The following is a 14,076-nucleotide window of genomic DNA, read 5'->3' as shown; positions in this document are numbered from 1 at the left end:
GGCTTAACCTCGCGCCTCGACGCTGGCCGCCAGGATTGCCAGCACCAATTGCTGGAAGTCCAGACCGGCCGCGCGTGCCGCCATAGGGACCAGGCTGTGATCCGTCATGCCTGGTGCGGTGTTGACTTCGAGCAGCCAGAAACGCCCCTGCTCGTCCTGCATGACGTCCAGCCGCCCCCAGCCAGCGATGCCGATGGCGTCGCAGGCACGGGCGGTCAGGTCGATCAGTTCGTTTTCCTTCTCCGCGCTCAAGCCACACGGGATCCGGTACTGGGTATCGGAAGCCAGGTACTTGGCGTCGTAGTCGTAGAAAGTGTGCGGCGTGCCCAGCGCGATCGGTGGCAATACCTGGCCACGCAGGGTCGCGACGGTGAACTCCGGACCGTGAATCCATTGCTCGACCAACACTTGCGAATCGTAGGTAGCGGCGTCCTTCCAGGCGGCGATCAATTCGTCGACACCGTTCACTTTCGCCATACCGATACTGGAGCCTTCATGGGCCGGTTTGACGATCAAAGGGAAGCCCAGTTCCGCACCTGCAGAAATACAGTCGGCTTCGCTGGTCAGCACGGCATGACGCGGGGTCGGAATACCCAGGCTGTGCCAGACCTGTTTGGTCCGCAGCTTGTCCATGGCCAGCGCCGAAGCGAGGATGCCACTGCCGGTGTAAGGGATGCCCAGACACTCCAGCAGGCCCTGCATGCTGCCGTCTTCACCGCCACGGCCGTGAAGGATGATGAAGGCACGGTCGATCTTCTCGCTTTGCAGGCGATCGAGCAGGTCATCGCCCACATCGATGGCGACCACGTCGACACCGGCGCTGGTCAGCGCTTCGATGACTGCTGCCCCGGACTTCAGCGAAACTTCGCGTTCGGCGCTCTTGCCGCCGTAAAGCACGGCGACGCGGCCGAAGTCTTTCGCAGCAATGGTCGAGTGCAATGTGGCGTAAGCGTTATCAGTCATTTCGACTTCCCCTGACTGGCAACAGCACCAGCGAACAACGGACTCTTGAGTAATTGCGGGGCCAGGCCACCGATATCACCGGCACCCTGGCACAGCAGAATGTCGCCGGCGCGCAGCAACGGCTTGACCAGCGGCGCCAGTTCGATGCCGCGCTCGATGTAGATCGGATCAAGCTGGCCGCGCTGACGAATGCTGTGGCACAGCTGACGGCTGTCGGCACCAGGGATCGGCTCTTCGCCGGCCGGGTAGACCTCCATCAGCAGCAGGACGTTGGCGTCAGCCAGGACCTGGACGAAATCGTCGTACAGGTCACGGGTGCGGCTGTAACGGTGCGGCTGGTAGACCATCACCAGACGGCGCTCCGGCCAGCCACCGCGCACGGCCTTGATGACCGCAGCCACTTCGGTCGGGTGGTGACCGTAGTCGTCGACCAGCATGACGCTGCCACCGTCTACCGGCAGTTCGCCGTAGACCTGGAAGCGGCGCCCTACCCCCTGGAACCCCGACAGGCCCTGGACGATGGCTTCGTCGCTGATGCCTTCGTCGGTAGCGATGGCGATGGTTGCCAGGGCATTGAGCACATTGTGATTGCCCGGCATGTTGACCGACACGTCCAGCGGCTCGCGGTCGCGGCGCAGCACGGTGAAGTGGGTCTGCATGCCCGACTGACGAACATTGATCGCACGCACGTCGGCTTCTTCGCTGAAGCCGTAGGTGACCGCCGGGCGCTTGACCTGCGGCAGGATCTCGCGCACCACCGGGTCATCCAGGCACATCACGGCCAGGCCGTAGAACGGCAGGTTGTGCAGGAACTCGACGAAGGTTTTCTTCAGCTTGTTGAAGTCGCCTTCGTAGGTCGCCATGTGGTCGGCGTCGATATTGGTGACCACGGCCACCAGCGGCTGCAGGTGCAGGAAGCTGGCGTCGCTTTCGTCGGCTTCGGCGATCAGGTAGCGGCTGGTGCCGAGCTGGGCATTGGTACCCGCTGCATTCAGACGGCCACCGATGACGAAGGTCGGGTCCAGGCCACCCGCGGCAAACACCGAGGCCAGCAGGCTGGTGGTGGTGGTCTTGCCATGGGTACCGGCGACGGCGATGCCGTGGCGGTAGCGCATCAGTTCGGCGAGCATTTCGGCGCGCGGCACTACCGGAATACGCCGTTCAAGGGCGGTGGCGACTTCCGGGTTGGCCGGGTTGATGGCGCTGGAAACCACCAGCACATCGGCGCTGGCAGCGTTCTCGGCACGGTGACCGATGAAGATCTGCGCCCCGAAGGACTCCAGGCGCTGGGTAACCGCCGAAGTCTTGAGGTCCGAGCCCGATACCTGGTAACCCAGGTTCAGCAGCACTTCGGCGATTCCGCACATGCCCACGCCGCCTATACCGACGAAGTGGATGCGGCGGATACGGCGCATTTCTGGCTGTGGCATGGCTTTCTTGCTTTCAACCATGGGCCACCTCCAGGCAGATATCGACCACGGTGCGGGTGGCCGCAGGTTTAGCCAGGCGCCGGGCAGTGGCGGCCATGGCGGAGAGTTTTTCCGGTTGCATCAGCACCTCGTTCAGGCGTTCAGCGAGTTGCGCTGCGCCAGTTGTCGCTTGTGGCATCAGGAAGGCAGCGCCTTCGCGGGCCAGATAATGGGCGTTGTGGGTCTGGTGATCGTCGATGGCATGGGGCAACGGCACCAGCATCGATGGCAAGCCGGCCGCAGCCAGCTCACTGACGGTCAGCGCGCCTGCGCGGCAGACCACCAGATCGGCCCAGGCGTATGCCTTGGCCATGTCCTTGATAAAGGGCTCTACCTGAGCCTCGACTCCAGCCTCGCGATAGCGCTCGGCGGTAATCTGGTCGTGCTGTTTACCCGCCTGGTGGAATACCTCGGGACGAATGTCCGCAGGCACCTGGGCCAGGGCTTGGGGCAGCAATTTGTTCAACGGTTCGGCGCCCAGGCTTCCGCCCAGCACCAGCAAGCGTGTCCGACGCGCGCCCAGGGGCTCGCGCGGGGTGTCCAGGAACAGCTCACTGCGCACCGGATTGCCGGTGGTGCGCAACTTCTCGGAAGCCGTGAAGGTCCCGGGGAAAGCTTCGCAGACTCGGCCGGCCAACGGCACCAGCAGCCGATTGGCGGTTCCGGCGCGGGCATTCTGCTCGTGGACCACTACAGGTACACCACAGAGCCGGGCGGCAACGCCTCCCGGGCCGGTCACGTAACCACCGAAACCGATCACGCAGACCGGCTTGAGCTGGCGAATGATGCGCCGCGCCTGCAGTACCGCCTTGACCAGGGTAAATGGCGCCTTGAGCAGCGACAGCTTGCCCTTGCCGCGCAGACCGGTGACTTGAATCAGGTGCAGCTGCAGGCCCGCCTGAGGTACCAGTTCGTTCTCGATGCCACGCGGAGTGCCCAACCAGTGCACGGTGTAACCACGCGCCTGGAACTCACGGGCACAGGCCAGTGCCGGGAACACGTGGCCCCCGGTACCGCCTGCCATGATCAGTACATTCTTGCCGTCAGCGGCCATGATTCGGCTCCTCGGCAAAATCGCTTTCATTGAATTCGTGCTCTTCGCTACCCAGATGGGTGCGACTCTCCCACTCGATCCGCAGCAACAGCCCGACACAGGCGCAGCAGATCACCAGCGAGCTACCGCCGTAGCTGAGGAACGGCAAGGTCAGACCCTTGGTTGGCAGCAGACCGACGTTCACGCCGATGTTGATCAGGAACTGGCCAATCCACAGGAACGCCAGGCCAAAGGCCACATAGGCGGCAAAGAACTGCTTGGCTTTCTCGGCCCACAAACCGATGTACAAGGCGCGTACGGTGACAAATACGAACAGCGCCACGGTAAGCAGCGAACCAACTACACCCAACTCTTCGGCCAGCACCGAAAATACGAAGTCGGTGTGCGCTTCAGGCAGGTAAAACTGCTTTTGCACGCTGTTGCCAAGGCCGACACCCAGCCACTCGCCGCGCCCGAAGGCGATCAGTGCCTGGGTCAGCTGGTAGCCGGAGCCGAACTGGTCGGACCAGGGGTCGGTAAAGGTAACAAGCCGCGCCATCCGGTAGGGCTGGGCCTGGACCAGGACGAACACCGCGCCCACCGCCAGCAGCACCATCAGGCTGAAACGAAACAACCCCACCCCACCGAGGAAAAGCATCGCCGCCGCCGCGCCCATCATGACCACGGTGGCACCGAAGTCAGGCTCCATCAGCAATAGGCCGGCCATAGGCAACAGCACGATGAACGGCTTGAAGAAACCCATCCAGCTTTCGCGTACTTCCTTCTGGCGACGCACCAGGTAGCCGGCCAGGTAAATGACCACGAAGACCTTGGCGATTTCCGAAGGCTGGACGTTGAAGAAGCTGAAACCGATCCAGCGCATCGAACCGTTCACTTCGCGGCCGATGCCCGGCACCAGTACCAGCACCAGCAAGCCAAAGGCGCCGACCAGCATGGTGAAGCCCATTTTCTGCCAGGTGGCGATCGGCACCATCATGGTGACAATGCAGGCGAACACACCAATGGCCACGTACACCAGATGACGGAACATGTGATACAGCGGATTGCCCGACTGCGCAGCGGCCACTTCCGAGGACGCCGAGGTGATCATCACCAGGCCAAGGCCGAGCAACGCCAGACAACCGGCGAGCATGGCGAAATCGAGGTCGATGCCGCGACCGCTGATCAGCGGCGACGGATAGGGCTTGATGATGCCGAAGATCATGCCAGCCCTCCTACGGCCTGGGCGAACAGGCGCCCACGCTCTTCAAAGTTCTTGAACATGTCGAGACTGGCGCAGGCCGGCGACAGCAGCACGGCATCGCCAGGCTGGGCCAGTTCGGCACATTGCTGCACAGCTTCTTCAAGGGTTTTCACCCGGACCAGCGGTACGCTGTCACCCAGCGCTTCGGCCAGGCGCTCGGCATCGCGACCCAGCAGCACGACAGCGCGGCAGTGCGCCGCTACCGGCGCACGCAGAGCGCTGAAATCCGCACCTTTGCCATCGCCGCCAGCAACCAGTACCAGCTTGCCGTCGATATCGGCGCCCAGGCCTTCAATGGCGGCTAGAGCGGCACCGACGTTGGTGGCCTTGGAGTCGTCGTACCAGTTCACGCCGTCGCGTTCACGAAGCCACTGGCAACGGTGCGCCAGACCGGCGAAGGTGCGCAGGCTGGACAGCATGGCATCCATCGGCAAGCCGACCGCATGCCCCAGGGCCAATGCCGCCAAGGCGTTGGACTGGTTGTGCGAACCACGGATTTTCAGCTCGCGCACTGGCATCAGGTTCTGGAACTCGAACGCCAGGTACTTTTCGCCATTCTCTTCGCGCAGGCCAAAGGCCTTGAAGTCAGGCGTGTTCAGACCGAAGGTCCACACCGGCTGGTTCTCGGCCAGCAACGGGCGGCTCAGGGCGTCCTGACGGTTGACCACCACTTGCCGCGCGCCACGGAAGATCCGGTGCTTGGCCAGGTGATAGGCCGGCAGGCCGCTGTAGCGGTCCATATGGTCTTCGCTGACATTGAGCACGGTGGCGACTTCAGCATTGAGCTGGTCGGTGGTTTCCAGCTGGAAACTCGACAGCTCCATCACATACAGCTCAACGTCGTCACTGAGCAGATCCAGCGCCGGGGTACCGAGGTTGCCGCCGACAGCCACGCGCTTACCGGCCGCTGCCGCCATTTCGCCGACCAGCGTGGTCACCGTGCTTTTCGCGTTGGAACCGCTGATGGCGATGATCGGCGCCTTGGCATTACGGGCAAACAGCTCGATATCACCGGACAGCTTCACGCCACGAGCAGCGGCCTGCTGCAGCGCCGGTGTGGCCAGGGCCAGGCCAGGGCTGACATACAGTTCGTCGGCGCGGCAGAGAAACTCTACATCCAGCTCGCCACAGCGCACTTCCACCTGCGGGTAATCGCGGCGCAGGGTTTCCAGTTCCGGTGGTTGTTCACGGGTGTCGGCGACCGCAAAGGCAACGCCCCGGCTCGCCAGGAAGCGAACCAGGGACATGCCGCTCTTGCCGAGGCCGACAACGATGCGGAAGTGGTCAGAAGCGATCAGTGACACGCGTTTCTACCTCAGTTTCAGGGTGGCAAGGCCGATCAGCACCAGAATCACGGTGATAATCCAGAAACGGACGATCACCCGCGGCTCGGGCCAACCCTTGAGTTCAAAGTGGTGGTGGATCGGGGCCATGCGGAACACACGCTTGCCGGTCAGCTTGAACGAAGCCACCTGGATCACCACCGACAGGGTCTCCATGACGAACACGCCGCCCATGATGAACAGGACGATTTCCTGACGCACGATGACCGCGATGGTGCCCAGCGCCGCACCCAGTGCCAGGGCACCGACGTCGCCCATGAACACCTGGGCCGGATAGGTGTTGAACCAGAGGAAGCCCAGTCCGGCGCCGATCAGCGCGCCGCAGAATACGATCAGCTCACCGGCGCCCGGCACGTAAGGAATCAGCAGGTATTCGGCGAATTTCACGTTGCCCGACAGGTAGCAGAAGATACCCAGGGCGCCGCCGACCATGACCGTTGGCATGATTGCCAGACCATCGAGGCCGTCGGTCAGGTTCACCGCGTTGCTCGAACCGACGATGACGAAGTAGGTCAGCACCACAAAGCCGATACCCAGCGGAATGGTGACATCCTTGAGCATCGGCACGATCAGCGTGGTCTCGACGCTGCTCGGAGCAGTCATGTACAGGAAGATCGCCGCGCCCAGGCCGAACACCGACTGCCAGAAATACTTCCAGCGGCTTGGCAGGCCACGCGAGTTCTTCTCGATCACCTTGCGGTAGTCATCGACCCAGCCGATGGCGCCGAACAGCAAGGTAACGATCAGCACTACCCAGACATAACGGTTGCTCAGGTCGGCCCACAGCAAGGTGCTGATACCGATAGCCGAAAGAATCAGGGCGCCGCCCATGGTCGGGGTGCCGGATTTGGACAGGTGCGATTGCGGGCCGTCGTTACGAACCGCTTGACCGATCTGGCGAATCTGCAGGGTACGAATCATCCAGGGGCCCAACCACAGGGCCAGCGACAACGCGGTCAGTACACCCAGAATCCCGCGCAGGGACAGGTACTGAAAGACCGCGAAGCCTTTGTAGAACTGTTGCAGATACTCAGCCAGCAGCAGCAGCATTAATGTTTCTCCCCGCTGGAACCGCACAAAGCCGCCACGACGTTTTCCATCGCAGCGCTGCGCGAACCCTTGATCAAAATAGTGGTGTTGGTGGCCTGCTCGCCGCGAACGGCGTCGATCAGGTCAGCTTGATTAGCGAAATGTCGGGCATTGGCGCCAAACGCTGCCACTGCGTGAGCCATGTTCGGCCCCACCGCATACAGCGCCGATACTTTATCTTTGGCGTAGTCGCCTACCTGCCGATGCCCTTCCTCAGCCCACTGGCCCAATTCGCCGATATCCCCGAGCACCAGGACGGTGCGTCCGGAAAAGCCGGCGAGTATATCAACGGCAGCGCACATGGAGGTGGGGTTTGCATTGTAAGTGTCGTCAATCACCCGTACGCCGTTCGGCGCCATCTGTACGACAGTGCGGCCCTTGACCGGTTGCACGGTATTCAAGCCCTGGACGATTCCGTCCAGCGTCAGACCAAAGGCATGTGCGGCAGCAGCGGCGGCCAGCGCGTTGCTGACGTTATGGGTACCGAGCAGATTGAGCTGGACCCGCGCCACACCCAATGGACTGTGCAGGTCGAAAGACGGGCAACCGCGCTCATCCTGAGCGAGATCAGCGGCATGGAAATCTGCGCCAGCGTTGTTCAACGCGAAAGTCAGCACTTGGCGATTACCGGCGCGCTGTTTCCAGATGCCGAAGGCCTTGTCATCAAGGTTCAATACTGCCACGCCATCCTGACCCAAACCTTCGAGGATCTCGCCCTTGGCTTCGACAATCTTCTCCGGGCCGCCGAACTCGCCGACATGCGCAGTGCCGGCATTGTTGATCAACGCCACTTGTGGCTTGGTCAGAGCAACGGTGTAGGCAATCTCGCCAATGCGCGAGGCACCCAGCTCGATGACCGCCGCGGTGTGTTCCGGGGCAATTTCGAGCAGCGTCAGCGGAGCGCCGAGGTCGTTGTTCAGGTTGCCACGCGTGGCCAGGACCGGACCGCGGGTGCGCAGGATGCTGGCGAGCATTTCCTTGACCGTGGTCTTGCCGCTGGAGCCGGTGATGGCGGCGACAGGCTTGTCGAACGCGGCACGGTTCAGCGCACCCAGCTGGCCCAAAGCCTGGCGGCAATCGGCAACCAGCAACTGCGGCAGGCTGGTACCAGGCACTTCTCGTTCGACCAAGGCAGCAACAGCGCCCTTGGCCTGTACTTCATTGAGGTAGTCGTGACCGTCAAAGCGCGGACCGGCCAAGGCGACAAACAGTTGCCCGGCAACGATTGCGCGACTGTCGATGCTGACGCCACTGAAGCTGGCATCAGCTCCCAGCAGACGGCCTTGCAGCGGCGCGGTCAACTGGCTGAGGGTCAATGGTTTAAGCATGAGGGGCCTCCCAGACTGCGAGTGCTTTCTCGGCTTCAACCAGGTCGGAAAAGTCGTGACGCTGACCGTTGATTTCCTGATAGTCCTCGTGGCCTTTGCCAGCCAGGACGATGACATCATCAACACCGGCGCTGGCAATCAACTGGGCAATGGCAGTACCACGCCCGGCGACGAACTCGACCGCATCGGCCTTGGCGAAACCTGGACGGATATCAGCAAAGATCTGCTGCGGGTCTTCGCTACGTGGGTTGTCGTCGGTGACCAGCACACGGTCGGCAAGGCGCTCGGCCACTTCGGCCATCAACGGACGCTTGCCACGATCACGATCGCCACCGCAGCCGAACAGGCACAGGAGCTGTCCTTTGGCGTGCGGGCGCAAGGCCTGCAGCACTTGCTCCAGGGCATCAGGAGTGTGGGCGTAATCGACCACCACCAGCGGTTTGCTGCCACCGCCCAGGCGCTGCATACGGCCGATCGGGCCCTCCAGCGCAGGGGTGACGGCGAGAATTTCATCCAGCGCATAGTCCAGCGCCATCAGGGTACCGACCGCCGCCAGCATGTTGCTCAGGTTGAAGCGGCCAAGCAGGCGGCTGCGCAAGGAATGCTCGCCTTGGGCAGTGACGATCACTGCACGCACACCATCATCGTCAAAATGCGCTTCGCGGCAGTACAGCGAAGCGGCGCTGTCCTTGAGGCTGTAGCTAATCAGTCGCGACTCGCCCTTCTCGGCCGCCAGCCGACGACCGAAGTCATCATCCAGATTGACCACCCGGCAACACAGGTTCGGCCAAGCGAACAGACGTGCCTTGGCGTCTTCGTAGGCCTGCATGCTGCCGTGATAGTCCAGGTGATCGCGCGACAGGTTGGTCATTACCGCGATGTCGAATTCCAGCGCTGCAACCCGGCCCTGATCCAGGGCGTGGGAAGAAACTTCCATGGCGACGGCTTTCGCCCCGCCCTTCTTCAGATCATTCAAGGTCGCCTGCACGGCAATCGGATCCGGCGTGGTCAGGCGACCGCTTTGCAGCTCGCCATAGAAACCCGTGCCCAGAGTGCCGATCAGGCCACAGCGCTGGCCGAGTTTGTCCAGGGCCTGGGCCACCAGCTGAGTGACGCTGGTCTTGCCGTTGGTACCGGTGACACCGACCAGATCCAGTTGACGGCTCGGCTCGCCATAAAAGCGCCCGGCAATATCCGACAGCTGGGCAATCAGGCCCTTGACCGGAATCAGCGGCACTTCGGTAATCGGCAACACGGTCGCGCCTTGCGCCTCATAGGCCACAGCTGCCGCCCCGCGCTTGAGCGCATCGGCAATGTGATCGCGACCATCGACCTGCGCACCGGGCACCGCCAGGAACAGGTCACCCGGACGGACTTTACGGCTGTCCAGAGTCAGCTCGCGGATCAACGGATCGCGGCTGGCCTGGGCGAAAAGCTTACTCAATGGCATTGTCATCAACCGCGCCCTCCTTTGGCGGTCGCAGCATCAACCTGCTGCTGTGGAACCGGCGGCGGAAGGTTATCCGGCGGAATGTTCATCAGGCGCAACGTGCCGGACATGACCTTGCTGAATACCGGCGCCGAAACCAGACCACCGAAGTAGCCGCCTTTGCTCGGCTCGTCGATGACCACCACCACGGCATAACGCGGGTCGCTCATCGGACCGAAACCGGCAAACAGTGAGCGGTAGGAATTCTCGGTGTAACCCTTGGAGCCGATCGTGGCTTTACGCGCCGTACCACTTTTGCCACCGACGTGATAGAACGGCACCTGGGCACGGAACACGCCGCGCGGCGCTTCAATAACCTGCTGGACCATGCCCTGGATGGTCTTGGCGACTTCTACCGGCACCACCTGGGTGGATTCCGGGGTTTTGTCGACCTTGAGGATGCTCAACGGCACCATCTTGCCGTCGTTGGCCAGCGCAGCGTAGGCATGCACCAGCTGCAGCGCGGTCACCGACAGGCCGTAGCCGTAGGACAGGGTCGCGGTTTCCGCCTTGCGCCACTCACGATGGTTCGGCAGGTTACCGACCCGCTCACCTGGGAAGCCCAGGCCGGTGTACTGGCCCAGACCGAGCTGGGACATCACCCGGTAAATGGATTCGCCGCCGATATCGAAGGCGATCTTGCTCATGCCGACGTTACTGGAGTTGATCAGAATGCCGGTCAGGTCGAGGATCGGGCCTTCGCTCTTGGACACGTCACGAATGGTGTAACGCCCCAGCTGCAAGGTGCCTGGATAAACCTCGACCTTGTCGGTCGGCTTCCAGCGCCCGCTCTGCAGCGCAGCACTCATCGACAGCGGCTTGACCGTGGAACCTGGCTCGAACACGTCGATGATCGCGCGGTTACGCATGGCGGCCGGGAACATACTGCGGCGGTTGTTGGGGTTGTAGGTGGGCTGGTTGACCATGGCCAGCACTTCACCGGTTTTCACATCGAGAATCACCAGGCTACCGGCCTTGGCTTCCTGCTCGGCAATCGCGTTGCGCAGCTCACGGGTCGCCAGATATTGCAGGCGCAGGTCGATGGACAACGCCAAGGTCTTTTCCGGCCTTGGCGTTTTTGGTTACCTGGATGTCTTTGATCAGCCGGCCACGCCGGTCCTTGATGACCTGGCGCTTGCCGGGCACGCCGGCCAGCCACTCATCGTAGGCCAGCTCCACCCCTTCGCGACCGTGGTCATCGAGATCGGTAAAGCCGACCATGTGCGCGGCGACATCGCCGGCCGGGTAGAAACGACGAAATTCCTCGATGCCGTAGACACCAGGAACCTTCAGATCAAGTACCACCTGCCCCTGTTCCGGGGTCAGGCCGCGGACCAGATAAATGAATTCTTTGTTGGCCTGTTGTTCCAGACGCTGGGTCAGCTGCTGTGGATTTTGCTTGAGCGCAACGGCCAGGGCCGGCCAGCGTTCCTTGTAAGCCTGCATTTCCTTGGGGTTGGCCCACAGGGTGGTGACCGGGGTACTGACCGCCAGCGGTTCACCGTTGCGGTCGGTAATGAGCCCGCGGTGTGCAGGAATCGGGATATGGCGCAAGCTGCGGGCATCGCCTTGACCTTTAAGGAAGTCACGGTCAACCACCTGCAGGTCGATGATGCGCCATGCAATCGCACCGACCATGACGGCCAGCAAGGCGATGACCACGCGAAACCGCCACGGGTAGAGTGCGCCTTCGAGTTTCATCATGGCGCCACCATCCGTACTTCGTCGGCGGCCGGAATGCGCATCTTCAGTTGTTCGCTGGCCAGGTTCTCGATACGACTGTGCGCGGTCCAGGTGCTTTGCTCAAGGATCAACCGGCCCCACTCGGCCTGGGCCTTGTCACGCTCGCTGAGTTCACCGTAAAGGGTGTTGAGCAACTGACGGTTCCAGTGCGCGCTGTACGACACCGCCACCGAAGAAACGAGCACGGCAATGAACAGCAGAAGCATCAGGAAGCTTCCGCCTGGCAAAGGCTTGGCGAACAAGCGGCTCACCGCAGTTTCTCGGCAACGCGCATAACGGCACTGCGCGAACGTGGGTTGGCCTTGAGCTCGGCTTCGGAGGCGAATTGCGCCTTGCCGATCAGCTTGATCTTCGGCTCGAAATGCTTGTGCTGCACAGGCAGGTTGCGTGGCAGGTTGTCGGCTTCACCCTTGACCAGCTTGCGCATGAACAGTTTGACGATGCGGTCTTCCAGGGAGTGGAAGCTGATCACCACCAGACGGCCGCCGACGTCCAGGGCCTCGAGCGCGGCTTCCAGACCGGCTTCCAGGTCACCCAGTTCGTTATTGACGTGAATGCGCAGCCCCTGGAAGGCACGGGTTGCCGGGTTCTTGCCCTTTTCCCAGGCAGGGTTGGCAACCTTGAGCACTTCAGCCAGGTCGGCAGTGCGTTCAAAAGGCTGGATTTCGCGGCGCGCGACGACAGCATTGGCCATGCGCTTGGCAAAACGCTCTTCGCCATATTCCTTGAACACCCGGGCGATCTCTTCGGCCGGGGCGGTGGCGATAAACTCGGCAGCGCTGATGCCGCGCGACGGGTCCATGCGCATATCCAGCGGACCGTCGTTGAGAAAGCTGAAACCGCGCTCCGGGTCATCGAGCTGTGGCGAAGAAACGCCGAGATCCATCAAAATGCCGCTGACTTTACCGGCCAGCCCACGCTGCGCGACTTCATCACCCAGCTCGGCAAAACTGCGCTGCACAATGACAAAGCGGCCGTCTTCGGCCGCCAGCGCTTGCCCGGTGGCAATCGCTTGAGGATCTTTGTCAAAACCCAGCAACCGTCCTTGCGGCCCGAGCTTGCTGAGTATCAAGCGGCTGTGCCCGCCGCGCCCGAAAGTGCCATCCAGATAGCAGCCATCGGCGCGTACGGCGAGAGCCTCGACGGCTTCGTCAAGCAGTACGGTGATGTGGTTAAAGCCGCTATCTATAGTCACAGGATCAAATCACGCAGTTCATCAGGCATGGCGCCCGGTTGTTGGATAGCTGCAAGGTCGGCTGCCGAAACTGCGTTCCAGGCGTCCTCGTCCCACAGCTGAAATTTGTTCAGTTGCCCCACCAGCATCGCCTTCTTGTCGAGCTTGGCGTATTCGCGCAAACGTGGAGGCACCAGGAAACGACCACTGCCATCAAGCTCCAGATCCACCGCATTGCCGATCAGCAAACGCTGGAGGCGACGGTTCTCTTCACGCAATGACGGCAAGGCGCGTAACTTGGCTTCAATCAGTTCCCACTCATCGAGCGGGTATACACACAAGCAGGGGTCTACTGCATCGATAGTCACGATCAACTGCCCGGAACTACGCGAATCGAGCTCGTCACGGTACCGGCTCGGCATTGCGAGACGGCCCTTTGCGTCGAGGTTGATAGCGTTGGCTCCGCGGAACACGGCTGCGATTCCCCACTTGTTAGCTTTTTTGTGATCAGAAAACCCACTTCATGCCACTTTCTGCCACTTGCGCACACTATAGGAATCCGCCTACCACACCGTCAAGGCACGCTTATAAGGAAATCCCTTACAGATCGGAGATTTAGCGCATGGAAGGAAGATGAAAGGACAAATCGGAGAGGTTTTTGACAAAAAAAATCAAACTCACTCAGGCAAATAGAGCCCGAAGTTAAAGTGATTTATTAAGAGTAAGATTTTTTTGGTATTACCAAGACACATCTGCTATCGATTCAAGCAGGAGGGGGAAGAGGTGGAGAGTCGATCTGTAAGCCGGGTTTTGTCGAGGACAGTCATTCCTCTACGACGGCCATCACTGGACGCCTCTAGCAACCTACCCGGTTCCAACGCGGGCCGCGCCATATGGAACCCTATTTGGTCTTGCTCCGAGTGGGGTTTACCTAGCCACGAACTGTTGCCAGTCGTGCGGTGCGCTCTTACCGCACCTTTTCACCCTTACCGGCACCGAAGTGCTTAGGCGGTTGTTTTCTGTGGCACTTTCCGTAGGCTCGCGCCTCCCAGGCGTTACCTGGCACTCTGCCCTATGGAGCCCGGACTTTCCTCCCCCCTCTTTTGCGGAACAAAAGAAGGCAGCGACTGTCCGATCGACTCTCCGCCGCAAAGGTTAACGGCAGAGACGCTCAAGAACAA

Annotated in this window: 11 protein-coding genes, 1 other RNA gene and 1 pseudogene; all 13 read right to left on the bottom strand. The window is 61.5% G+C overall.

What is annotated here, in order from left to right; translation table 11 throughout:
* Positions 1-3: 3 nt before the first annotated feature.
* The 13 genes and pseudogenes from ACVI9W_RS17005 to rnpB all read right to left on the bottom strand — a co-directional run bounded on the left by ACVI9W_RS17005 (position 4) and on the right by rnpB (position 14,038).
* A complete protein-coding gene (locus tag ACVI9W_RS17005; RefSeq protein WP_038607240.1) occupies positions 4-963 on the bottom strand; it encodes a D-alanine--D-alanine ligase in 960 nt (319 codons plus the stop codon).
* The gene (murC, locus tag ACVI9W_RS17000; protein ID WP_038607236.1) at positions 960-2,414 is read right to left on the bottom strand and encodes a UDP-N-acetylmuramate--L-alanine ligase; all 1,455 of its coding nucleotides are present in this window, start codon (positions 2,412-2,414) and stop codon (positions 960-962) included. The genes ACVI9W_RS17005 and murC overlap by 4 nt, the downstream gene beginning before the upstream one ends.
* Complete coding sequence (gene murG, locus ACVI9W_RS16995) at positions 2,407-3,486, bottom strand: undecaprenyldiphospho-muramoylpentapeptide beta-N-acetylglucosaminyltransferase (RefSeq protein WP_461530598.1); 1,080 nt, start codon at positions 3,484-3,486, stop codon at positions 2,407-2,409. Before murG ends, murC begins: the two co-directional genes overlap by 8 nt.
* Complete coding sequence (gene ftsW, locus ACVI9W_RS16990) at positions 3,476-4,690, bottom strand: putative lipid II flippase FtsW (RefSeq protein WP_038607232.1); 1,215 nt, start codon at positions 4,688-4,690, stop codon at positions 3,476-3,478. The genes murG and ftsW overlap by 11 nt, the downstream gene beginning before the upstream one ends.
* Positions 4,687-6,033 carry a UDP-N-acetylmuramoyl-L-alanine--D-glutamate ligase gene (gene murD / locus ACVI9W_RS16985; protein WP_461530597.1) on the bottom strand — a complete coding sequence of 449 codons (1,347 nt, stop codon included), beginning with the start codon at positions 6,031-6,033 and terminating at the stop codon, positions 4,687-4,689. Before murD ends, ftsW begins: the two co-directional genes overlap by 4 nt.
* 6 nt (positions 6,034-6,039) lie before the next feature.
* On the bottom strand, positions 6,040-7,122 hold the full coding sequence (gene mraY / locus ACVI9W_RS16980; protein ID WP_157191235.1) for a phospho-N-acetylmuramoyl-pentapeptide-transferase: 1,083 nt from the start codon (positions 7,120-7,122) through the stop codon (positions 6,040-6,042).
* Positions 7,122-8,489 carry a UDP-N-acetylmuramoyl-tripeptide--D-alanyl-D-alanine ligase gene (locus ACVI9W_RS16975; protein ID WP_191831039.1) on the bottom strand — a complete coding sequence of 456 codons (1,368 nt, stop codon included), beginning with the start codon at positions 8,487-8,489 and terminating at the stop codon, positions 7,122-7,124. Before ACVI9W_RS16975 ends, mraY begins: the two co-directional genes overlap by 1 nt.
* Positions 8,482-9,945 carry a UDP-N-acetylmuramoyl-L-alanyl-D-glutamate--2,6-diaminopimelate ligase gene (locus tag ACVI9W_RS16970; RefSeq protein ID WP_461530596.1) on the bottom strand — a complete coding sequence of 488 codons (1,464 nt, stop codon included), beginning with the start codon at positions 9,943-9,945 and terminating at the stop codon, positions 8,482-8,484. Before ACVI9W_RS16970 ends, ACVI9W_RS16975 begins: the two co-directional genes overlap by 8 nt.
* Positions 9,945-11,679, bottom strand: a pseudogene (locus ACVI9W_RS16965) (peptidoglycan D,D-transpeptidase FtsI family protein). The gene ACVI9W_RS16970 and the pseudogene ACVI9W_RS16965 overlap by 1 nt, the downstream one beginning before the upstream one ends.
* Entirely contained in the window at positions 11,679-11,972 is a 294-nt protein-coding gene (gene ftsL, locus ACVI9W_RS16960) for a cell division protein FtsL (protein ID WP_028943284.1), read from the bottom strand. Before ftsL ends, ACVI9W_RS16965 begins: the two are co-directional and overlap by 1 nt.
* Positions 11,969-12,916: a 16S rRNA (cytosine(1402)-N(4))-methyltransferase RsmH gene (gene rsmH / locus ACVI9W_RS16955; protein ID WP_461530595.1), complete on the bottom strand. Its 948-nt coding sequence runs from the start codon at positions 12,914-12,916 to the stop codon at positions 11,969-11,971. Before rsmH ends, ftsL begins: the two co-directional genes overlap by 4 nt.
* A complete protein-coding gene (gene mraZ / locus ACVI9W_RS16950) occupies positions 12,913-13,368 on the bottom strand; it encodes a division/cell wall cluster transcriptional repressor MraZ (protein WP_010220775.1) in 456 nt (151 codons plus the stop codon). Before mraZ ends, rsmH begins: the two co-directional genes overlap by 4 nt.
* A 310-nt stretch (positions 13,369-13,678) precedes the next feature.
* An RNA gene (rnpB, locus tag ACVI9W_RS16945) (RNase P RNA component class A) lies at positions 13,679-14,038 on the bottom strand.
* Positions 14,039-14,076: the final 38 nt, after the last annotated feature.

It is taken from the genome of Pseudomonas sp. 210_17 TE3656 (assembly GCF_054821965.1).
The sequence above is the reverse complement of the archived record's forward strand: the minus strand, read 5'-3'. Positions and strand labels throughout refer to the sequence as shown.

Bases quoted from the DNA above. Each gene is read 5' to 3' on its own strand.
- murG (WP_461530598.1), bottom strand. From the start codon at position 3,486: ATGGCCGCTGACGGCAAGAATGTACTGATCATGGCAGGCGGTACCGGG.
- mraY (WP_157191235.1), bottom strand. From the start codon at position 7,122: ATGCTGCTGCTGCTGGCTGAGTATCTGCAACAGTTCTACAAAGGCTTC.
- murC (WP_038607236.1), bottom strand. From the start codon at position 2,414: ATGGTTGAAAGCAAGAAAGCCATGCCACAGCCAGAAATGCGCCGTATC.
- ftsW (WP_038607232.1), bottom strand. From the start codon at position 4,690: ATGATCTTCGGCATCATCAAGCCCTATCCGTCGCCGCTGATCAGCGGT.
- ACVI9W_RS16975 (WP_191831039.1), bottom strand. From the start codon at position 8,489: ATGCTTAAACCATTGACCCTCAGCCAGTTGACCGCGCCGCTGCAAGGC.
- ACVI9W_RS17005 (WP_038607240.1), bottom strand. From the start codon at position 963: ATGACTGATAACGCTTACGCCACATTGCACTCGACCATTGCTGCGAAA.
- ACVI9W_RS16970 (WP_461530596.1), bottom strand. From the start codon at position 9,945: ATGACAATGCCATTGAGTAAGCTTTTCGCCCAGGCCAGCCGCGATCCG.